This window comes from Neoroseomonas soli, from assembly GCF_018129065.1.
In the GTDB taxonomy this organism is placed as follows: Bacteria; Pseudomonadota; Alphaproteobacteria; order Acetobacterales; family Acetobacteraceae; genus Neoroseomonas; species Neoroseomonas soli.
This window is the reverse complement of sequence record NZ_JAAEDM010000002.1, coordinates 50,253-69,419: the sequence shown is the minus strand read 5'-3', so window position 1 is coordinate 69,419 and position 19,167 is coordinate 50,253. Positions and strand designations below refer to the sequence as shown.

The 19,167-nt window shown below is 70.2% G+C and carries 19 protein-coding genes; 8 read left to right on the top strand and 11 right to left on the bottom strand.

Going from position 1 to position 19,167, the window contains the following annotated elements; all coding sequences use genetic code 11:
- Positions 1 to 147 precede the first annotated feature (147 nt).
- Together GXW76_RS01120 and GXW76_RS01115 are read right to left on the bottom strand one after the other, a co-directional pair.
- Positions 148 to 1,755, bottom strand: a complete 1,608-nt coding sequence (locus GXW76_RS01120) for a gamma-glutamyltransferase family protein (protein WP_211860138.1) — start codon at positions 1,753 to 1,755, stop codon at positions 148 to 150.
- 4 nt (positions 1,756 to 1,759) lie between these two features.
- Positions 1,760 to 2,728: a Bug family tripartite tricarboxylate transporter substrate binding protein gene (locus GXW76_RS01115; protein WP_211860137.1), complete on the bottom strand. Its 969-nt coding sequence runs from the start codon at positions 2,726 to 2,728 to the stop codon at positions 1,760 to 1,762.
- Positions 2,729 to 2,803: 75 nt separating this feature from the next.
- Between GXW76_RS01115 and GXW76_RS01110 the strand changes: the two genes are divergently transcribed.
- Positions 2,804 to 3,721 carry an ABC transporter substrate-binding protein gene (locus GXW76_RS01110; RefSeq protein WP_211860136.1) on the top strand — a complete coding sequence of 306 codons (918 nt, stop codon included), beginning with the start codon at positions 2,804 to 2,806 and terminating at the stop codon, positions 3,719 to 3,721.
- Between the two features lie 16 nt (positions 3,722 to 3,737).
- Here the strand turns inward: GXW76_RS01110 and minE are convergent, their stop codons facing one another.
- From minE to minC, 3 genes are read right to left on the bottom strand one after another with little or no spacing between them, the layout of a single operon-like run.
- Positions 3,738 to 4,025, bottom strand: a complete 288-nt coding sequence (minE, locus tag GXW76_RS01105; protein WP_211860135.1) for a cell division topological specificity factor MinE — start codon at positions 4,023 to 4,025, stop codon at positions 3,738 to 3,740.
- Positions 4,025 to 4,843, bottom strand: coding sequence for a septum site-determining protein MinD (gene minD, locus GXW76_RS01100; protein ID WP_211860134.1), 819 nt, complete (start codon positions 4,841 to 4,843; stop codon positions 4,025 to 4,027). The genes minE and minD overlap by 1 nt, the downstream gene beginning before the upstream one ends.
- A 38-nt stretch (positions 4,844 to 4,881) precedes the next feature.
- Positions 4,882 to 5,649 carry a septum site-determining protein MinC gene (minC, locus tag GXW76_RS01095; protein WP_211860133.1) on the bottom strand — a complete coding sequence of 256 codons (768 nt, stop codon included), beginning with the start codon at positions 5,647 to 5,649 and terminating at the stop codon, positions 4,882 to 4,884.
- 235 nt (positions 5,650 to 5,884) lie between these two features.
- Between minC and GXW76_RS01090 the strand changes: the two genes are divergently transcribed.
- The 4 genes from GXW76_RS01090 to GXW76_RS01075 all read left to right on the top strand — a co-directional run bounded on the left by GXW76_RS01090 (position 5,885) and on the right by GXW76_RS01075 (position 9,144).
- A complete protein-coding gene (locus GXW76_RS01090) occupies positions 5,885 to 6,790 on the top strand; it encodes an ABC transporter substrate-binding protein (protein ID WP_211860132.1) in 906 nt (301 codons plus the stop codon).
- A gap of 76 nt (positions 6,791 to 6,866) precedes the next feature.
- Positions 6,867 to 7,838, top strand: coding sequence for a D-2-hydroxyacid dehydrogenase family protein (locus GXW76_RS01085; protein WP_211860131.1), 972 nt, complete (start codon positions 6,867 to 6,869; stop codon positions 7,836 to 7,838).
- On the top strand, positions 7,835 to 8,674 hold the full coding sequence (locus tag GXW76_RS01080; protein ID WP_338150861.1) for an alpha/beta hydrolase: 840 nt from the start codon (positions 7,835 to 7,837) through the stop codon (positions 8,672 to 8,674). The genes GXW76_RS01085 and GXW76_RS01080 overlap by 4 nt, the downstream gene beginning before the upstream one ends.
- Positions 8,671 to 9,144 carry an MOSC domain-containing protein gene (locus GXW76_RS01075; protein WP_211860130.1) on the top strand — a complete coding sequence of 158 codons (474 nt, stop codon included), beginning with the start codon at positions 8,671 to 8,673 and terminating at the stop codon, positions 9,142 to 9,144. The genes GXW76_RS01080 and GXW76_RS01075 overlap by 4 nt, the downstream gene beginning before the upstream one ends.
- 189 nt (positions 9,145 to 9,333) lie before the next feature.
- Here GXW76_RS01075 and GXW76_RS01070 read toward each other — a convergent pair whose 3' ends face one another.
- Positions 9,334 to 11,343: a BTAD domain-containing putative transcriptional regulator gene (locus GXW76_RS01070; RefSeq protein ID WP_211860129.1), complete on the bottom strand. Its 2,010-nt coding sequence runs from the start codon at positions 11,341 to 11,343 to the stop codon at positions 9,334 to 9,336.
- A gap of 433 nt (positions 11,344 to 11,776) precedes the next feature.
- On the opposite strand from GXW76_RS01070, the gene GXW76_RS01065 reads away from it, so the two are divergent.
- The 3 genes from GXW76_RS01065 (at position 11,777) to GXW76_RS01055 (ending at position 13,999) form a co-directional block, all read left to right on the top strand.
- Complete coding sequence (locus GXW76_RS01065) at positions 11,777 to 12,190, top strand: hypothetical protein (protein WP_211860128.1); 414 nt, start codon at positions 11,777 to 11,779, stop codon at positions 12,188 to 12,190.
- A 79-nt stretch (positions 12,191 to 12,269) separates the two neighbouring features.
- Positions 12,270 to 13,082, top strand: coding sequence for a DUF6065 family protein (locus GXW76_RS01060; protein ID WP_211860127.1), 813 nt, complete (start codon positions 12,270 to 12,272; stop codon positions 13,080 to 13,082).
- Between the two features lie 104 nt (positions 13,083 to 13,186).
- Positions 13,187 to 13,999 carry a DUF169 domain-containing protein gene (locus tag GXW76_RS01055; RefSeq protein WP_211860126.1) on the top strand — a complete coding sequence of 271 codons (813 nt, stop codon included), beginning with the start codon at positions 13,187 to 13,189 and terminating at the stop codon, positions 13,997 to 13,999.
- A 78-nt stretch (positions 14,000 to 14,077) separates the two neighbouring features.
- Here GXW76_RS01055 and GXW76_RS01050 read toward each other — a convergent pair whose 3' ends face one another.
- The 5 genes from GXW76_RS01050 to GXW76_RS01030 form a co-directional block, all read right to left on the bottom strand.
- The gene (locus GXW76_RS01050) at positions 14,078 to 15,499 is read right to left on the bottom strand and encodes a M20 family metallopeptidase (RefSeq protein ID WP_211860125.1); all 1,422 of its coding nucleotides are present in this window, start codon (positions 15,497 to 15,499) and stop codon (positions 14,078 to 14,080) included.
- A 168-nt stretch (positions 15,500 to 15,667) separates the two neighbouring features.
- A complete protein-coding gene (locus tag GXW76_RS01045) occupies positions 15,668 to 15,982 on the bottom strand; it encodes a hypothetical protein (RefSeq protein WP_246513820.1) in 315 nt (104 codons plus the stop codon).
- 55 nt (positions 15,983 to 16,037) lie between these two features.
- Entirely contained in the window at positions 16,038 to 16,865 is an 828-nt protein-coding gene (locus tag GXW76_RS01040) for a carbohydrate ABC transporter permease (RefSeq protein WP_211860124.1), read from the bottom strand.
- On the bottom strand, positions 16,865 to 17,785 hold the full coding sequence (locus GXW76_RS01035) for a carbohydrate ABC transporter permease (RefSeq protein ID WP_211860123.1): 921 nt from the start codon (positions 17,783 to 17,785) through the stop codon (positions 16,865 to 16,867). Before GXW76_RS01035 ends, GXW76_RS01040 begins: the two co-directional genes overlap by 1 nt.
- Positions 17,786 to 17,789: 4 nt before the next feature.
- Complete coding sequence (locus tag GXW76_RS01030; protein WP_211860122.1) at positions 17,790 to 19,124, bottom strand: extracellular solute-binding protein; 1,335 nt, start codon at positions 19,122 to 19,124, stop codon at positions 17,790 to 17,792.
- Positions 19,125 to 19,167 lie beyond the last annotated feature (43 nt).

The window sequence follows — 19,167 nt, the reverse complement described above, 5'->3', positions numbered from 1 at the left end:
CCAATGGCCTGGCCTTCGGAGAGCAGGCATGGCGGCATAGGCATGACGGTACCTCCGCCACACCCAGAGTCACATTCCGCCGCGCCGCTCCAAACGACTAATGGGTCCTGCGCCTGGGCGGGGCCCGCGCGCCGCGGCACGGGGCGCCTACCAGGCGGCCGCCCAGCCGTCCCGCCGCGGGTCGGAGGCCGCCATGCGCACGCCATTCTCGAGCACGCGGATCGCCTCGACGCTGCACGCACCATCGAGGTCGCCGACCACCTTCACCTCGTGGCCGCGCTCGCGCAGGCCGGCGATGGCGGCCTCGCCCACGCCGCGCTCGATCGTCAGCACCCCGCCGCCGCCGTGCGGGTAGTTGGATTCCTGGCCGGGCTGGGAGGAGGTCCAGCGCGGCGCCTCCAGCGCCTGCTGCGGATCCATGCCGAAGACGGCGCAGGCCACCAGCACCTGGAAGTTCACCTGCACCTGGTTGTCCGCGCCCGGCGTGCCAAAGACCATCCAGGGCCTGCCGTCCTTCATCACCATCGGCGCGTTCATGGTGTGGCGCACGCGACGACCCGGCGCGAGCGCATTCGCGTGCCCTTCCTCCAGGTGCCAATACGACATGCGGTTGTTGAGCAGGATGCCGGTGCGCGGCCCCGTCACGCCCGAACCGAAGGCCGAGTTGATCGACTGGATGGCGGAAACCGCGTTGCCCTCCGCATCCACCACGCAGAAATAGGTGGTGTCGGCCTCGGCCATCGCGCGCACCGGCAGGTGGGCGGCGCGCTCGCCGATAACCGCCGCATGCGCCGCGCAGCGCGCATCCGAAAGAAGCCCCGCGAAGTCCGGCGCATCGCGTCCGGCCTCACCTTCGCGATCGAGAAAGGCGCGCTTCTTCGCCTCCACCATCAGGTGGATCAGCCCCGCGCTGCCCCAGCCCAGCGCGGCGAGGTCGAAGCCCTCGACGATGCGCAGCATCTGCAGCATGGCGAAGCCCATGGAGGGCGCCGGCGTCTGGCGCACCTCGAAGCCGCGCCAGGTGATGCCGACCGGCGGCGCGCGCAGCGGCGTCACGGCCGCGAGGTCCGCCGCCGCCACCGGCGCACCCACATCGTCCATGTCGGCCGCGAGGTCGCGTGCCAGGCCTCCCTGGAAGATATCCTCCGGCCCGCCCGCGGCGAGCCGTTCCAGCGTCTCCGCCAGCGCCGGCTGTACCACCAGCGCGCCGAGCGCCGGCGGCGCATCGTCCGGCAGCCAGATGGCGCGGCTGGTCGGGTCGGGGTCCAGGCGGTAGCGATTCTCGCCTACGAAATGGCGCAGCGCATGGGTGGCCGCGAAGCCGTCGCGTGCCGCCTCGATCGCCGGCCCGAACAGCGCACCCCAGGCCTTCGCGCCGTGCGCGGCGTGCAGCGCGGCGAGGCCCGCCACCTTGCCCGGCGTCTGGATCGACAGCGGGCCATGGTTGGGGATGCCGCCCGCCGCGCGATAGCGCGCAATGGTCGCCGCCGCTGGCGCCTGGCCGGTGCCGGCATAGGTCTCTGCCTTGCCGCTCCGCGCCGACCAGTGGTGATAGAAGCCGTCGCCGCCGAGGCCGGACATGTGCGGCTCGACAACCCCGAGCGTCAGCGACACGGCGACCGCCGCATCCGCCGCCGAGCCGCCGGCGCGCAGCACCTCCAGGCCCGCCGCCGTCGCGACCGGGTGGTTGCTCGCCACCGCGCCGCGCCGGCCCATGATCAGCGGGCGATGCGCCCGGATGCCCTCATAGGCCATGACCTCAACCTCCTGCCTGCCGGATGCGCTCGGCGATCGGCGCCCAGCGCGCGACCTCCTCGCGGACGTGCTGCGCGGCGGCCGCGGCCGATGTGTCCGGCCAAGTGTCCACGCCCGCGCGGCGCAGCCTGTCCTGCACCGCAGGATCGGCCAGCGCACGGCGCGCGGCGGCCTCGAGCGTCGCGACGATGGGCGCCGGCGTGCCCGGTTTCGCGAACAGCACCTGCCAGGCCGTCAGATCGTAGCCGGGGACGCCGGACTCCGCGAGGCTCGGCAGTCCCGGCACCAGCACCGAGCGGTCACGCGAGGACACCGCGAGGCCGCGAACCTGCCCCGCCTGAATCAGCGAGTTGAGCATCGTCGGGCTGTCGATGGTGAACTGCATCCGCCCCGCCACCAGGTCCTGCACCGCCAGCGCGGCCGTGCGGTATGGCACGATGGTGTAGTCGAGCCCGGCGAGTTGCTTCAGCAGTTCCCCTGCCAGGTGGTTCGTCGCCCCGGGATTGGTCGAGCCGAAATTCGCCGCGTCGCGTTCCCGGCGCAGCCAGGCGAGCAGTTGCGCGACGTCCTGCGCCGGCACCGAGGGATTGACGGCCAGCACGAAGGGCTGCCGCCCCACCAGCGCGACGGGCACGAAATCCGTCACCGGGTCGTGCGGGAATTCAGGCCGCAGCGCCTTCATCAGCGGATGGTTGTTGGTTCCGATGAAGATCGTGTAGCCATCCGCCGGCGTGCGATGGAAGGCCGCGGCGCCGATCGTGCTGCCCGCGCCCACCACGTTCTCCGGCACCACCGGCTGGCCGAGGATCGGCGTCATGCCCTCCGCCAGGATCCGCCCGACGATGTCGGTCACGCCGCCGACGCCGACCGGGATCATCATGCGCACCGGTCGGCCCGGATAGCGTTCCTGCGCCAGCGACGGCGCCGCGAGCAGAACTCCTGCGGCGGCGAGCAACGAGCGACGGTACGGCATGGGATCCTCCCGGGCGGTTGGCGGCGCGGGCAGGTTACGCCACCCTCGCCGGATCACCAGCCCCGGGAGCACACCATGCACGCCGTCATTCTCCAGGAACCCTTCCGCGCCCTGTTCTACGCGCCCTTCTACGCGGCGCTGGCGCGCGGGGACTATGCGGCGCAGGGGGTGGAGGTGCGGCTGCTGTCGGGCACCGTGCCATCGCTCGCCAAGGACAGCGTGCTGGATGGCACCGCCGACCTCGCCTGGGGCGGCCCGATGCGGCTGCTGCTGGCGCACGACGCCGATCCGGACTGCCCGCTGCGCCTTTTTGGCGCCGTGGTGATGGGCGACCCCTTCTTCCTCGTGGGCCGCGCCGACAATCCCGGCTTCGGGCTGGCGGACCTCGCGACGATGACGCTCGGCACGGTCAGCGAGGTGCCGACCCCCTGGTGGACGCTGCAGGACGACATCCGCCGCGCCGGGCTGGACCCCGCGAGGGTCCGGCGCATAACGGACCGCACCATGGCGGAAAACGCCGCGGCCGTCGCCGCCGGCACGCTCGATGTCGCGCAGGTGTTCGAGCCGATCGCCACCGCCATGGAACGCGCCGGCACCGGCCATGCCTGGTACGCGCAGGCAAGCCGCGGCCCGACCTCCTACACCGCCTTCTATGCCCGCGCCGACGTCATCGCCGCGAAGCGCCCGGCCTTCGAGGCCATGGTCCGCGGCCTCGAGCGAACCCTCGCCTGGCTCGCCATCGCCTCGCCGGAGGAAATCGCCGCGACCGTCGCGCCCTTCTTCGAGTCACTGGACCAGGACATCGCCGCGCATGCCATCGCGCGCTACAGGTCGCTCGGCGTCTGGACGAAGACGCCGCACTTCCCGCCCGAGGCCCTGGCGCGGCTGGAGGCGGCCATGCTCTCGGCCGGCGCCATCACGCGCACGCCCGGCTACGCCGGCCTGGTGGCGGAGGAGGTGACGCGCACCGCCCTGGAAGCCGGGGGGACCTGAGGCCCCCCGGCGCCGGTCAGCGCGCCTGCGCCACGACCCGCATGGCGGACGGCGCGGGCAGTTCGATCTCGATCGCCAGCGTGGACATGTCCCCGCCGCGGTCGAGGTTGACGTTCACCTTGCCCGGGTCGATCGACACATAGCGGGCGACCACGGCGACCAGTTCCTGCTGCAGCTTCGGCAGGAAATCCTCCCGCGTGCGGCCGATCCGCTCATGCGCGAGCACGATCTGCAGGCGTTCCTTGGCGGCGGTGGCGGTGGGCGGCTCCTTGCGCTGGCCGCGGAAGAAGTCGAGCCAGGACATCACGCAGCCCTCCCGCCGAACAGCCGCTTGAGCAGGCCCTTCTTCTCCGTCTCGATGAAGCGGTGCGGCTTCTCCTCGCCGAGGAAGCGGGCGACCGCGTCGGCATAGGCCTGGCCGGCATTGCTCTCGCCGTCCATGATCACCGGCGTGCCGGTGTTGGACGCGCGGAGCACGCTCTCGCTTTCCGGGATCACGCCGAGCAGCGGGATCGACAGGATCTCGCGGATGTCCTCGAGCTTCAGCATCTCGCCGCGCTCGACGCGGGCGGGATCGAAGCGGGTGACGAGCAGATGCTCCTTCACCGGGTCCCGCTTCTCCTCGGACCGCTTCGACCGCGACTGCAACACGCCCAGGATGCGGTCGGAGTCACGGACCGACGAGACTTCCGGGTTCGTCACCACGATCGCCTGGTCGGCGAAGTAGAGCGCAAGGAGCGCGCCCTTCTCGATGCCCGCCGGGCTGTCGCAGAGGATGTAGTCGAAATCCTTCGACAGCTCGTCGATGATCTTCTGCACCCCCTCCCTGGTCAGCGCGTCCTTGTCCCGCGTCTGGCTGGCCGGAAGGATGGACAGCGTGTCTACCCGCTTGTCGCGGATCAGCGCCTGGTTGAGCCGCGCCTCCCCGCTGATCACGTTGACGATGTCGAACACCACGCGCCGCTCGACCCCCATGATGAGGTCGAGGTTGCGCAGCCCGACGTCGAAGTCGATGACGACGGTCTTCTTGCCCCGCTGCGCGAGACCCGTGGCGAAGGCCGCGGAGGACGTGGTCTTGCCCACGCCCCCCTTGCCCGAAGTGACGACGACGACCTGTGCCATTTCCCCTGCCTCCTCGAAATTCCCCTGTGGCGCCGCGTTCAGCCGAGCGGATCGAAGCGCATCCGCTCGCCCGTCAACCGCACCTGCACCGCCTTGCCGATAGGCGCCCCCGTCAGCCCCTCCCGCACCGCGTAGTATCCGGCGATGGAGATCAGTTCCGGGTCAAAATTCAGTGCGAAGATCCGTGCATCGGCATTGGCGCCGCCGCCCGCGATGGCCCGGCCGCGCAGCGCGCCATAGACATGGATGTTCCCGTCCGCGATCACCTCGCCCCCCGCATTGACGGTGGAGGTGACGATCAGGTCGCCGCCCTGTGCCCAGACGCGCTGGCCGGCGCGGACCGGTTGCTCGACGATCATGGTCGGGCGCGCCATGCCGGCGGGCGGCGGGGGCGGCGGTGGCGCGGCCACGGGCTCGGCCGAGACGGCGGCCGGGGCCGGCGCGGGCTCCTCGATCTCCTTGCCGCCGGCGCTGCGGATCGGCGGCAGGCCGAAGGCCATGGCCGCATTGCGCAGTTCCGGCGTGCCGCCGGTGGTGCCGATGGGCACGATCTCGAGGCCCCGCAGCCCCTCGATCAGCCCCTGGAAGTCCACCGCGCTGGCCGGCACTTCGAGGTCACCGAGGCCGAGCACGACGGGCGCGAAGCGCAGGAAGCCTGGCGCGCGGCGGAACTGATCCCCGATGGCGGGCACCACCGCTTCCGGGCGCGGATCGAGCAGGCGCAGGACGAGCAGGTTGAAGTTCGCACCGCGCAAGCGGAACGGCTCGAGGCGGGGCGACGTTTCGGGCCGAGGCGCGGCGGACATGGGTCTCCCGAGGGGATCGTCTGGGGGCCGGAACCATAGGGATTGTGGCCCAAGGCGACGGCACACACCAGATATAGCGTTGTCACGAATCCCGGCGAAGGCCGCGTTGCCGCTGTCCTGTCCGGGCAAGGGCTTATGCCGCGAAGTTCGCAGGTCACGCCAGCGGCGAATCGGCAGGGCTGGTCCGCCCGCACCGTCTTGCGCAGGATGCACCCCCCTGTCCCGGAGGCCCGCCTTGCAGCCCGTCATCCTGAACGAGCCCTTTCGCGCCATCTTCTACGCTCCCTACTACGTTGCCGAGGCGCGTGGGATGTTCGCGCGACAGGGGGTGGAGGTCCGGCGCGACACCGCCGGCGACCCCAGCAAGGCGGCGGAGAACCTGCTCTCCGGCCGAGCCGACATCGCCTGGTCGGGCCCGATGCGACCGATGATGCTGCGCGACCGCGACCCCTCCTGCCCGCTGCGCTCCTTCTGCGCCGTGGTGATGAAGGACCCCTTCCTGCTGGTCGGGCGCGGGCCCAACCCCGGCTTCACCCTCGCCGACCTGCCGCGGTTGCGTTTCGGCAGCGTCAGCGAGGTCCCGACCCCCTGGTGGTGCCTGCAGGACGACCTGCGGCGCGACGGGATCGACCTGGCCTCGCTGAACCGGGTGACGGGAAGGTCGATGGCGGAGAACGCCGCGGCGGTCCTCGCCGGCACGCTCGACGTCGCGCAGGTCTTCGAACCGCACGCGGCCCTGATCGAGGCGCGCGGCGGCGCCGTCTGGCACCGCGCGGCGGATCGCGGCCCTTCCGCCTACACCGCCTTCTACGCCACCGAGGCCCGCATCGCCGAACGCAGCGCCGAGTTCGAGGCGATGATCCGCGCCATGGCCGAGGCGCTCACCTGGATCGCCCAGGCACCTGCCGGGGAGATCGCCGCCACCGTCGCGCCGCTCTTCGCCGAGGTGCCACGCGAGGCGCTGACCGCGGCGCTCGCCCGCTACCAGGCGCTGGCGCTCTGGTCGCCCACCCCGCATTTCCCGCGCGCGGCCTTCGAGCAGTTGCGCGGCGCCATGACCACCGCCGGCATTCTCAAGGGCGCCCCGTCCTTCGAGGATTGCGTGGACGAGGCGATCGTCACCCGCGCCCTCGGCGCGTGATCGCCCGCCCCCGGGACCCGGCTTGCGCCGTCGCCCAACCGGGGCGATCAAGGCGCAACACCAGAGGAGACGTTCCATGAGCCAGGCCCCGGCGCCGCTGAAGCGCCTTGCCATCCTCGACGACTATCAGGGCGTGGCCATGTCGCTCGGCCCCTGGGACCGGCTCCCGGGCGTCGAGATCACCGTCTTCCGCGACACGCTGACCGACCGCGAGGCCCTGGCGCAGCGCCTCGCGCCCTTCGACGCGATCCTGGCGATGCGCGAGCGCACCCCCTTCCCGCGCGCCTTGATCGAGCGCCTGCCGAAGCTGCGCCTGCTGATCACCACCGCGGCGCGCAACCGCTCCATCGACGCGGCAGCCTGCGCCGAGAAGGGCATCGTCTTCTGCGGCACGCCCTCCTTCGGCGATCCCACGGTGGACATCACCTGGGGGCTGATCATCAGCCTGATGCGCGATCTCCCGCGCCAGCAGGAATCGCTGCGGGCCGGGGGGTGGCAGACCTCGGTGGGGTACGGGTTGGAAGGGCGCACGCTTGGGGTGATCGGCCTCGGCAAGCTGGGCGGCCGCGTGGCGAAGGTCGCGCAGGCCTTCGGCATGAAGGTGCTCGCCTGGAGCCAGAACCTGACCGGGGAGCGCGCCGCCGAGATGGGCGCCACGCGCGTGGACAGGGCGACCCTGCTCGCCGAGGCCGACGTCGTCACGCTGCACCTGATCCTCTCGGACCGCTCGCGCGGCATCGTCGGTGCCGAGGACCTCGCGCGCATGAAGCGCACGGCCTACATCGTGAACACCAGCCGCGGCCCGCTGATCGACCAGGATGCGCTGATCGCCGCGCTCAGGGCCGGCACCATCGCCGGCGCCGGCATCGACGTCTATGACAGCGAGCCGCTGCCTGCCGGCCATCCGATGCTCTCCGCGCCCAACACGGTGCTGACGCCGCATCTCGGCTACGTCACGCAGCAGAACTATCGCGCTTATTACGAGGGCGCGGTCGAGGCGGTCCTGGCCTTCAACACGGGGGCCCCGGTGCGGGTGATCAAGCCGTGAGCACGCCCTGCGCCATCCCCGAAGGCTGGTCGTCCTGGCCGCAGAAGCAGCGCGACGACGCCTACAACAACACCGACATGGTGGCCGACAGCGCGCAGCAGATCGCCGCGCGCAACGCCGCCTCCGCAAAGTTCCGCGCGGGCCATGCGGGGCATCTCGACCTGTCCTATGGCGAGGCCGAGCGCGAGAAGTGGGACCTCTATCCCGGCCGGGACGCCGCCGCGCCCTGCCTCGTCTTCATCCATGGCGGCTACTGGCAGCGCAACCGGCGGGAGGATTTCGCCATCCTCGCGCAGGGCGCGCTTGCCATGGGCTGGTCCGCCGCGCTTCCGGGCTACACGCTGGCCCCCGAGGCGACGCTGACCGGCATCGCCTGGCAGATCTCGCGCGCCCTGGACTGGCTCGCCGCGAATGGCGCCGCGCACGGCATCGGGGGCCCTGTCGTCGTCTCCGGCTGGTCGGCGGGCGGGCACCTCGCCGCTTTGGCGGCGGAACACCCGGCGGTGACGGCCGCGCTCGCCATGTCCGGCATCTACGAACTTGCGCCGATCCGCGACACCTTCCTGGACGCGAAGCTTCGCCTGAGCGGGGCCGAGGTCGCCGACCTCTCGCCGATCCGCCGTCCTGTTGTGCAGAAGCCGATCGCCGTGGCCTACGGCGCGGCCGAACTGCCGGAACTGCGGCGCCAATCCCGCGCCTTCCATCGCGTGCGGGCGGAGGCGCAGGCACCGGGGCCTCTCATCCCCATCCCCGGCGCCGACCATTTCCGCGTGCTCGAAACGCTCTGGACCCCGGATGGCGCCCTGCTGCGCGCCGCGGCGGAGTTGCTGCGATGAGCTTCGATTTCACAGGCGTCCTCGTCGCGATCCACATCGCGCCGGAGGCCTCGGCGCCGATGGTGGAACTCGACGCGGCACGGCTGGTCGAAGGCGTCGGCATCGACGGCGACCGCTACGCCAACGGCCGCGGCACCTACAGCCACAAGCCGCACGCCGATCGCCAGGTGACGCTGATCGAGACGGAAACGCTGGAGGCGCTGCGGCGCGACCACGGCATCGACCTCGCGCCGCATGAGACGCGGCGCAACCTGCTGGTCGCCGGCGTGCCGCTGAACCATCTGGTCGGCCGGGATTTCCGTGTCGGCGAGGTGGTGCTGCATGGCGGGCGGCTGAACGTGCCCTGCCAGTATCTCGAGGACCTGCTCGGGAAGAAGGTGTTCAAGCCGCTGATCAATCGCAGCGGCCTGAATTGCCGGATCGTGACGGGCGGCACGATCCGCCCGGGTGAGACGATCCGGCCTGTCTAGTGTCCTGATTCCGAAATCCTGCGGACTTCGTTCTCAGGCCACTGGCCTTTGTTTTCAGTGGCCTGCTTGTTCGCTTCGTTCGCTGGAAATCCAGCGAACTTCGCAGGCAGGACACCAGAGCGGTTTCCGTTCGCCTCGGCTCACGAACACCGCTCCAGGCCTTTGTCTTGTGCGAGCATCTTCACCCGATCAGGTGATGCCGGCCTTGCGCAGCCCGGCGAGGTAGTGGTCGAGATCGACCGCGGCCTGCATGGGCGCCCGCTCACGCGCCTTGGTGAGGTCGAAATCCGGCTCCATGGCGGAAAGCCGGGCCCTCACCTCCGCCGCCTCCTGCGGCCGCCCCATGTGCCCGAGCGCGGACAACCAGGCCTTGTAGGGGAAGGTGAAGCCCGAATGGAGGGCGGTCACCTGCCGCGCGGCCGCGTCCACCTCCTCGTAGCGGCGCAGGAGCAGCAGCGGCACCAGCTGCGCCGCATCGAAGAAGAAGGCGTGCGGATGCAGCGGTGCCAGGCGCTTGTAGCGTTCCCACCGCCGCAGGGCCTCGGCGTGGTCCCCGCGGTAGGACAGCGCGAGGGCCGAGAAGACCCAGGCCATCGGCAGGTTGGGGTTCAGCGCGAGCGCCCGTTCGTAGAGCGTGACCGCCTCGGCAACCCGGTGGTGGAGGAAGGCGCGCACATGGCCGAGGATGGCGAGCGCCTGCGCATCCGAAGGATCGAGCGCCACGGCGCGCGAGGCGAGCGCCTCGCTCTTGGCCAGCACGTCGGCATCGTTCTGCGCCCAGCCCTGCCCGACCAGGAACAGGTGCCAGTAGGCATGCCAGGCATAGGCCGGCGCGTAATCCGGCTCGAGCCGCGTCGCCTCGGCCAGCATGCTGCCGGCGAGCTCGTAGGACTGCCGGTCGAGGCGGTAGATGGCCGGGATCGCGCGCAGCAGCAGGTCGTAGGCGGTCGCATGGACCGGAGGCCGCGCAGCGGCGCGGTTCGCCTCGATCAGCAGGATCTCGGGGTCGACGCGAGCCACCACCTCGGCGGCGATCTCGTCCTGAAGGGCCAGGATGTCGTTGGCGTCGCGATCGAAGCGCTCGGCCCAGACCACGGCTTCGGGCGTGCGGTGGTCGGTCAGGCGGAGCGTGACGCGCACCCGGTTCCCGGCGCGCTGCACGGTGCCCGAGAGGGTGAAGTCGAGCTCGAGGCTCCCGCCCCCGCCTTCCTGCCGCACGGCGGCGGCGAGCGAGGAACTGTCCACCAGCACGAGCCAGCGGAACCGCGCGAGGGCCGCGGTGATCTCTCCGGCGAGGCCCAGCGAGACTTCCGCATCGGCCTCCCCTCCAAGCACGCGGAAGGGCATGACGCCGAGCCGCGCCCCACGCACCGCGCTGCGCGAAACCGCGACAGGCGGCAGGGCGGGGACCTCGCCGCGCAGCGAATCCGCGAGCGCCGCGGTTTCCGGCGACGGCGCGCTGCGGAAGCGCTCGGCGAAGACGCGGCGGCACTCCTCCCAGGCGGCGAAGGCCGCGCCGCGGTCGCCGCGTTCGGCTTCGGCGCGGATCAGGATGCGCCACACGGGTTCCTGCGCGGCGTCGATGGCGAGCACGCGGCGCGCCTCCAACGCGCGGGCCTCGGCCGTGGCTGCCGCGGCGAGGCGGGCGGTGGCGGCATCGAGCGCCGCTTCGCGCAACCGGCGGCGCTGGTCGAGCAACCAGGTGTCGAAGGCGGCATCGAGGCCGTCGAGGTCCGAGAGCAGCTCCGCCTGCAGCAGGTTCAGCGCCTCGGCCCGCTCGCGCGCCATCAGCGGCAGTTCGCGTGCATCGGACCAGACGCCATCCAGGTCCAAGGCCACCGTCTCGCGGGTCGCTATCAGAAGGCCGCGGCCCCACTCACCGAGCGCCTCCTGCAACTCGTGCAGCGCCTGGCGGAGAGAGCCGCGGGCCTGTTCCTCGCCGCGGCGGCTCCAGAGCAGGTCGGCCAGCCGCTGGCGGGACACCACGGAGGGCGATTCGATCGCGAGGACCGCCAACACAGCGCGCGTCTTGCGGGATCGCGGCAGCAGGGGCTCACCCGTCACGGCGCGGACATCCATCCTGCCGAGCATGGTGATCCGCACCCTGATCGCAGGCGGCCCGGCGATGACGACGGGGGGGACGATTCCCTCCAGCGGAGGTCTGTCGTCCTGTCCGGAGCGGATAATGAGATCTGACATCCTCACGCTCTCATAACGCGTCCGGCCTGCTTCACCAAACCGCGCCCTGAGACTCGTTGACCCCGGCGGGCCCGGTATCGTGATGATTTACCTTATGCTTGATCGGTACGGCTCCGCGGTGAATTCTCGCACGCAAAGCGAGTGGAACCTTATTCGCGATCAACCCCCGGAGGTATTCTCCAATAAGTTGTGATTTCCTCCGTTAATTTCGCGTGAGAGACGTCACAACTGCATGAATCTAGCGTTCAGGTGAGTCATGGTCCTCGTCTTTAAGCGTCTCGCTGGATTGAAGAACTGATGCTTTTCCTATTGATCATAATACTAGGAAGATAGTTTTAAACAAGTAGGAATGTTTGCTTGTGCGTGCCGCCCTGCTTGGCCAAGGTCGGGCTACTGGCCCCGTTGCCAGCGACCTCCAAGCCGGAGAAACCGCATGACCAAGATCCTCGCCGCCGTCGCCGACAAGGGCATCATCCGCATCGGTGCAGGCCTCCGCACCCCCAAGGCCGCCGTCGCCGACAAGGGCACCGTCCGCATCGGTGCAGGCCTCCGCACCCCCAAGGCCGCCGTCGCCGACAAGGGCGCCGTCCGCATCGGCGCCGGCCTCCGCACCCCCAATGCCGCCGTTGCCGACAAGGGCGCCGTCCGCATCGGTGCCGGCCTCCGCACCCCCAATGCCGCCGTCGCCGACAAGGGCGCCGTCCGCATCGGTGCAGGCCTCCGCACCCCGAAGGCCGCCGTCGCCGACAAGGGCGCCGTCCGCACCGGTGCCGGCCTCCGCACCCCCAAGGCCGCCGTCGCCGACAAGGGCGCCGTCCGCATCGGCGCCGGCCTCCGTCGCGCCTGATCCTCGGGGCCGGGGGACCGCACCGCGGATCCCCCGCCCTGTCGCGTGGATATCCGCGCACCCTCCAGGACGCACCGCCATGGGCCCGGACCGCACTCCGATCGTCAGCTTCCACCGCCTGATCCCCGGCATACCGGCGCCGGAGCGCGCCGATCGCTCGGGTCTCGGCGGGCTGCCAACGCGGGCCTTCCGCTACTGCGATGCCGTCACCACCGCTGCCGGCTTCGGCTGGCACATCACCGCCCCGCTCGACCTGACACTCATGTGGGACGGGCATGAAGTGCTGTGGACCTGCGAGGCGCTCGAGGGGGAATGGATGCCCCTCGGCCTCGGCGCGGCGCAGTACCCCTATTTCCGAGACACCTTTGACGAGGCCGTGCCGGAAGACATCCGCGGCTTCTCCCCGCCCTTCCTGACCGGCCTGCCCGAAGCGGGCGTGGTGCAGATGTGGACCGGGCTCTTCGTGCGCACGGCGCCAGGCTGGTCGCTGCTGACCCGTTCCCCCGCAAACCTGCCGAAGCACGCCGCCTACGAGCAGTTCGAAGGCATCGTCGAATTCGACAAGTGGTTCGGCCCGCTCTTCACCAATATCCGGCTGACGCGCACCGACACCCCGGTCGAGATCAACCAGCTCCGCCCCCTCCTGCAGGTGCAGCCGATCCCGCAATTCGCCTATGCCGATGCGGTGATGAATGCCTCGACGGTGACGGACGCCTTCACCCAGTGGGGCGACGCCGAGTGGGATGCCTATCGCGAGAGCGTCGTCATCCCCGCCAGCGCCGAGGAACACCAGCCCGGACGCTACGCCGCCGAGGTCCGCCGCCAGCGCCGCGCCGCCGGCTGCCCCTTCGCCGCCATGGCCGCGGCACGCGAGGCCGCGACGTCGGGCTGACGCCTTCCTCAGCCCGATGAACGCCGCCCGCCCGCGACGGCCGGGCGGTTTTTGCCGTTTCCTCCTCCGCGTCGCATCATCCGCGGGACGAGGAGGAACCGCCCATGACCGATGCCCCGCCGATGGCGGAGACGCCGCCGCTCGATGCGAAGCAGATCGCCGAGCTCGCGCGCCAGCTCACCGAACTGCTTCGCCTGCGCACCCTGCCGATCGGCATGAAGCTGTTCGCCGACGAGGCCGAGATGGCCAAGGTCCCCGGCCTGCGCCGCCCCACGGAAGGCAAGACCTTCTCCACCTGCCAGCTGGTGACCCAGGCCCGCATCGCCGGCTTCACCATGGGCATCACCACCGCGAACGTGCCGGGCTTCTCCAATTGCGGCGGCGTGATCGGGCTCAACGAGCCCTCCGAGCTTTACCTCTCCGGCCGCAAGTTCGAAGGCGTGTGGTTCGAGAACCGCGAGGCCGCGCGCAAGCACCAGGCGGAAATGCCGCGCGTGCCGCCGCGCTATGCGGGCCTGGCGGTTTCCCCGCTGCGCAGCGCCCGGCTCGACCCGCCGGACATCTGCCTCTTCTACGCGAACCCCGCGCAGATGATCCTGTTCATCAACGGGCTGCAGTGGAAGACCTACAAGCGCTTCGAATTCTCCGTGACGGGGGAGAGCGCCTGCGCCGATTCCTGGGGCCGCGCGCTGCGCGACCGCGCGCCGTCGCTCTCCATCCCCTGCTATGCGGAACGGCGCTACGGCGGCGTCGCGGATGACGAGATGCTGATGGCATTGCCGCCGGCCGATCTCGCCATCGCCGTCGAGGGCCTGCTCGGCCTGTCCAAGGCCGGGCTGCGCTACCCGATCATGCCCTATGGGCCGCAGGCGGATCCCGGTGAAGGCATGGCGAAGTCCTACGCCGGGAAGGTGTGAGCGATCCCGGGGAAGGCCCTGCCTTCCCCGGACCCCATCCGCCAGAGGCCGAAAGGCCTCTGGACACCGGGAACCAGGTCAGTCCGCCGACATCCTGATCGGCGGGTTCACATCCGGCGGAAGCGGGCAGACATAGGGGGTCGCCGCGGTGCGCGCCTCGTGGTCGGCCTTGGCCGCGGCGAGCAGATCCGGCTTCACGATGGCATCCACCGCCGTCCCGGCCATCACCTTTGCCACATGCACCAGGCCCTTGTGCGCGATGCCGGACTTGCCCTGCGCGGTAAGCTGCCAGGAATGGCCCGGCGTGCCGATGGCATAGGTCGTCCCGCGCGCCTGCACCGTCGGCACCGCCCAGGACACGTCGCCCACGTCGGTCGAGCCGACCCCGCCGCTGCCCTGCGCATCGAGCGGCACGACGATGTCGCAAAGCGCCTTGTCGCGCTCCACCTTCAGCCCGTGGCGGCGGAAGGCGGCGGCGATGTCGTCGTCGGTCAGCGTCTTCTGGATCTCACGCGCGAAGGCGCGGTCCTCGTCGTCGAACTGCGGCGGGCCGAGGCGCAGCAGGTTGTCGTGCATCGCCTCCTCGAGCGGGGTGTTGGCGAGCAGGTTCGACACCGCGCTGACCACCTTCGTCGTCACCGCCGTCTCGGTCATCAGCGCCGCGCCGTCGGCGATCTTCCTCACGCGCGCCACCAGCCCGTTCAATTCGACGAGATCGCGCGCGCGGATCAGGTAGCGCACCTTCGCCGTGCCCTGCACGACGTTCGGCGCGATGCCGCCGGCATCGAGATACGCGTAGTGGATCCGCGCGTCGGACGGCATGTGCTCGCGCATGTAGTTCACGCCGACATTCATGAGCTCGACCGCGTCGAGCGCCGAGCGCCCGAGGTGCGGCGCGGCTGCGGCGTGGGACGAACGGCCGGTGAAGGAGAAGTCGATGCGCGTATTCGCCAGCGACACCGCCTCGTTCACGCCCGAGAAGGCGGCCGGGTGCCAGCAGATCGCCATGTCCACGTCGTCGAAGGCGCCGGCGCGGACCATGAAGCCCTTGGCGGCGCCGCCTTCCTCGGCCGGGCAGCCGTAGTAGCGCACCCGCGCCTTCACGCCATTCGCCGCCAGCCAGTCCTTCACCGCGGAAGCGGCGAGCAGCGACGCGGCGCCGAGCAGATTGTGCCCGCAGCCATGGCCCGAACCGTCGCCCGGCATCGGCCGGTGCTCGGCCACGCCCGCTTCCTGGGAGAGACCCGGCAGCGCATCGTATTCACCGAGGATGGCGATGACCGGACCGCCCTCCCCCGCCTCGCCCATCACGGCGGTGGGGATGCCGGCGACGTTCTTCGTGACGCGGAACCCGTGCGCCTCGAGCATCGCGGTGTGCTCGGCGCAGGAACGGACTTCGGCATAGCAAAGTTCCGGCATGCCCCAGACGCGGTCGGACAGCCCGATCGCGTCCTGCGCCTTGGCCTCGACGAAGCGCCAGATCTCTTCGGTGTTCTGCATACGGGCCGGTCCCTTTGGAAAGCGGCCAGCAATGTCGCGCGGGGTGGCGCCCGCGTCCAGCGCCGCCCCGGCAGCGGAACATTGTAGCGGCCGCGCAGAACCCCTCCGCTGCGGTCGCCCTGCGCGACCCGATGCCGATCCCGATGGAACCGCGGGAGCCCCCCGCCCTCAGCCGCGCCGGCGGGCCGCCGCGCGCACCGGCACGGGCGGGACCGGCAGACGGAAGCGCCGGCCGCCGGCCGGACGGTCCTGGCCATCCTGCAGCATCACGGCCGTGGCGATCTGCACCGCGCCGAAGGTCAGGCCCGAGAAATACCAGAGCATCGCGACGACCGGCCAGCCGCCAACCCGCAGGATCAGCGAGCCCACCCCGCCCGGATCAGCCCAGAGCACCGCGCCCACGAAGACGGTCGATAGGCCGAGCCCGACCACCCCATGCATCACCATGAAACGGACGGCGGCGGGAATGCGGCGGAGGGTCATGACACGTCTCCCGATGGCCGAAATATAAGCCTTCGCGCGGGTTTTGCCAGACCGCTCAGCCCCCCTTCACGCCCCCGGCCGTCAGCCCGGCCACGATCTGCTTCTGCGCGAGCAGCGTCAGCAGCAGCACCGGCGCCGTCACCAGCAGGGCGGCGGCCGAGAGCGGGCCCCAGGAGATCTGCTCGAAGGTCAGCATGTTGTTCACCGCGACGGGCAGCGTGCGGGATTCCCGCCCCGCCAGCACCATGGCGAAGATGAAGTTGTTCCAGGAAAAGATGAAGGACAGGATGGTCGCCACCGTGATCCCCGGCCGCGCCAGTGGCATCGCGACGTGGCGGAAGGCCTGCCAGATCGTCGCGCCGTCCACCAGCGCCGCTTCCTCGAGTTCCGGCGGCAGCCCTTCGAAGAAGCCCATCATGATCCAGACCACGATGGGCACGGTGATGACCAGGTGGGTGATGATGATCGGCGCCACCGTCCCCGTCAGCCCGATCCACTGGAACAGCAGGAACAGCGGGATCAGGTAGGACAGCCCCGGCGTGATGCGCGCGATCAGGATGACGACCGCCGCCTTGGTCGCCTTCATCTTGGCGATGCCATAGCCCGCCGGCACGCCGAACAGGATCGCGAGGCCCGTCGCGCTGAAGGAGACGATCACCGAATTCAGCGCATACTTCACGAAGTCGTTGCGCTCGAACACTGCGGCGAAATTGTCCATCACCGGCGGGTTCGGGATGAAGACCGGCGGATAATCGGTGTTGTCGAGTTCCGTCTTCAGCGACAGCGACAACATCCACAGGAAGACGAGGATGGCCGGGGAGACCAGCATCAGCACCCCGAAGCCGAAGCCGATGTTCCCGGCGATGCGCTTCACCTTCCGCATCACGCGTCCTTCACCCGCGCGCGGGTCCAGAGCAGCACCATGGCGAGCGCGATGATGATGGTGAAGAACACCACCACCACGGCGCTCGCATAGCCGAGGTTGTAGTAGGCGAAGGCCTGCAGATAGAGAAAGATGTTGATGGTCTCGCTCGCCGTCCCCGGCCCGCCCTGGGTGATGACGTAGATGGTGTCGAAGGCCTTCAGCGCGTCGATGGTGCGGATGATCAGCGCCACCACCAGGAAGGGTGCCAACAGCGGCAGCGTGATGTGCCGGAACGCCTGCCATGGCGTGGCGCCGTCGATCTTCGCCGCCTCGTAGGGATCGATCGGCAGCGAGGCCAGGCCGCCGAGCAGGATCAGCATCACCAGCGGCGTCCAGTGCCAGACCTCGATCAGCACCAGCGTCGGGATGACGGTCTCGGGCGCATAGACCCACATGGACGGCGGCAGCCCAACCTGTTGCAGCAGCCAGTTCAGCACGCCGAGCTGCGGGTGGAACATCATGGTCCAGACCAGCGCGACGGCGACGGGCGTTGCCATCATCGGCAGGATGAAGATGGTGCGCGCCAGCCCGCGCAGCGGGAACTTGCGATGGAAGGCAAGTGCGGCGAGCAGCCCCAGCACCATCGGCAACAGCACCGAGAGCGCCGTGAAGTAGAGCGTGCGCAGGATCGAGAGCAGGAAGCGTTCGTCCTCCACCAGCTTCGCGTAGTTGGCGAAGCCGACCCAGGACCTGCCGCCGCCGAGCCTCCACTCGTGCACCGACATGTACAGCGTGAAGACCCACGGGAAGACGATGGTGCCGAGGACCACCGCGCCGCAGGGCACGACGAACCACCAGTAGTGCCGGGCATAGTTGCGTCGCCGGCGGGGGGCTGCGCCCGCCGCCGCCGTGCCTGCCAGGCTCGCCGTGCCCTCCATGGCGTCAGGCCGCGCGCTCGGAAGCCTCGAGCACGGGGCGGAAGGCTTCCGTCGCCTTCTTCAGCTCCGTCGCCACGTCGGCGCCGCCGATCGTGCTCGTCAGCGCCGCGCCGATGGTGTCGCGGAATTCGGTGACGGGCACGATCTCCGGCAGGCCGGGGCGGCTGATGCGCGCGCTCTCCACCAGCGTCGAGAAGAACTCGCGCGAGAAGCGGGACTGCGAGATGGCCTCCTCGTTCCGGTAGGGCGAGGTCCGCGCCGGCGAGCCCGCGCCCGAGGTCAGGTAGCGCAACTGGTTCGCCTTCCCCGAGGCCCATTGCAGGTAGTACCAGGCCGCGCCCTTCTTGCGGCTGGTCTCGGCGATGCCGAAGCCGGTGCCGAACATGGCGCAGTGGTGGTTCGCCGGTCCGCGCGGCACCACCGCATAGCCGACCTTGCCCGCGATGCGGGAGCGCGTGCGGTCCTCGAGCGGCGCGGCGAAGCCCACGCCGTCCAGCCAGAAGGCGGCGCGGCCCTGCATGAAGGTCGTCTGGCACTCGTTCCAGTTGAAGCCGGACACGCCGGGCGGAGAGCAGTCGCGCAGCAGTTTCTTGTAGAACTCGCCCGCCCAGATGGCGTCAGGCGTGTCGCTGATCAGACGGCGCTGCTCGTCCAGGAAGTCGCGCTGCTGGGTGCCGAGCAGGAAGGACGAATAGAGCACGACATTGGCGTTGCGCAGCCCGCGCCCGACATTGCCGTAGATCTGGCGCGAGGAATCGTTCAGCCGCCGCGCGCTCTCGTACATCTCGTCGAAGGTGGCCGGCGGGGCGATGTTCTTCGCCGCGAGCAGTTCCTTGTTGTAGTAGAGGATGAAGTAGTCGGTGAACTCGGGCAGCGTATCCATGCGCCCGTCGGACTGCGTGGAATAGGCCACCGCGCCCGCTCCGAAATCCGCGAAGTCGAAATCGGGCGAGGTGATGGACGCATCGGCCATCAGCGCCTTGATGTCCGTGCACCAGCGCGCACGGCCGACCTGGCGCTTGTTCACGTGCAGGCTGATGCCCACCACGTCGAAGGAGGCCCGCCCGGAGGCGAACTCGATCGCGAATTTCTGCCGGTGCTGCTGCTCGGGGATCTGCTCCGCGCCGACGCGGATGCCGGTCATGTCCTCGAACTCGCGCTGGTTCTGGATCAGGATCGTGCTGCGTGGATTGGCGGTCAGGCTGACCTCGATGCGCTCGCCGGCGAAGCGCTTCCAGTCGAACTGCGATTGCGCGTTCGCCTGCCGCACGATGGGCGGGGCCGCGATCAGTCCGGCACCGGCCGCGAGCGCCGTGCGGCGCGTGATTGCACGGGTCATTCGTTCCCTCCACTGGTGGTGGCGGGTTCGTGCCCGCCTGCCC

What these genes read in the sequence shown, in the direction of transcription:
- GXW76_RS01120 (WP_211860138.1), bottom strand. Translation starts at nt 1,755, where the DNA reads ATGGCCTATGAGGGCATCCGGGCGCATCGCCCGCTGATCATGGGCCGG.
- GXW76_RS01115 (WP_211860137.1), bottom strand. Translation starts at nt 2,728, where the DNA reads ATGCCGTACCGTCGCTCGTTGCTCGCCGCCGCAGGAGTTCTGCTCGCG.
- GXW76_RS01110 (WP_211860136.1), top strand. Translation starts at nt 2,804, where the DNA reads ATGCACGCCGTCATTCTCCAGGAACCCTTCCGCGCCCTGTTCTACGCG.
- minE (WP_211860135.1), bottom strand. Translation starts at nt 4,025, where the DNA reads ATGTCCTGGCTCGACTTCTTCCGCGGCCAGCGCAAGGAGCCGCCCACC.
- minD (WP_211860134.1), bottom strand. Translation starts at nt 4,843, where the DNA reads ATGGCACAGGTCGTCGTCGTCACTTCGGGCAAGGGGGGCGTGGGCAAG.
- minC (WP_211860133.1), bottom strand. Translation starts at nt 5,649, where the DNA reads ATGTCCGCCGCGCCTCGGCCCGAAACGTCGCCCCGCCTCGAGCCGTTC.
- GXW76_RS01085 (WP_211860131.1), top strand. Translation starts at nt 6,867, where the DNA reads ATGAGCCAGGCCCCGGCGCCGCTGAAGCGCCTTGCCATCCTCGACGAC.
- GXW76_RS01075 (WP_211860130.1), top strand. Translation starts at nt 8,671, where the DNA reads ATGAGCTTCGATTTCACAGGCGTCCTCGTCGCGATCCACATCGCGCCG.
- GXW76_RS01070 (WP_211860129.1), bottom strand. Translation starts at nt 11,343, where the DNA reads ATGTCAGATCTCATTATCCGCTCCGGACAGGACGACAGACCTCCGCTG.
- GXW76_RS01065 (WP_211860128.1), top strand. Translation starts at nt 11,777, where the DNA reads ATGACCAAGATCCTCGCCGCCGTCGCCGACAAGGGCATCATCCGCATC.
- GXW76_RS01060 (WP_211860127.1), top strand. Translation starts at nt 12,270, where the DNA reads ATGGGCCCGGACCGCACTCCGATCGTCAGCTTCCACCGCCTGATCCCC.
- GXW76_RS01055 (WP_211860126.1), top strand. Translation starts at nt 13,187, where the DNA reads ATGACCGATGCCCCGCCGATGGCGGAGACGCCGCCGCTCGATGCGAAG.
- GXW76_RS01050 (WP_211860125.1), bottom strand. Translation starts at nt 15,499, where the DNA reads ATGCAGAACACCGAAGAGATCTGGCGCTTCGTCGAGGCCAAGGCGCAG.
- GXW76_RS01045 (WP_246513820.1), bottom strand. Translation starts at nt 15,982, where the DNA reads ATGACCCTCCGCCGCATTCCCGCCGCCGTCCGTTTCATGGTGATGCAT.
- GXW76_RS01040 (WP_211860124.1), bottom strand. Translation starts at nt 16,865, where the DNA reads ATGCGGAAGGTGAAGCGCATCGCCGGGAACATCGGCTTCGGCTTCGGG.
- GXW76_RS01035 (WP_211860123.1), bottom strand. Translation starts at nt 17,785, where the DNA reads ATGGAGGGCACGGCGAGCCTGGCAGGCACGGCGGCGGCGGGCGCAGCC.
- GXW76_RS01030 (WP_211860122.1), bottom strand. Translation starts at nt 19,124, where the DNA reads ATGACCCGTGCAATCACGCGCCGCACGGCGCTCGCGGCCGGTGCCGGA.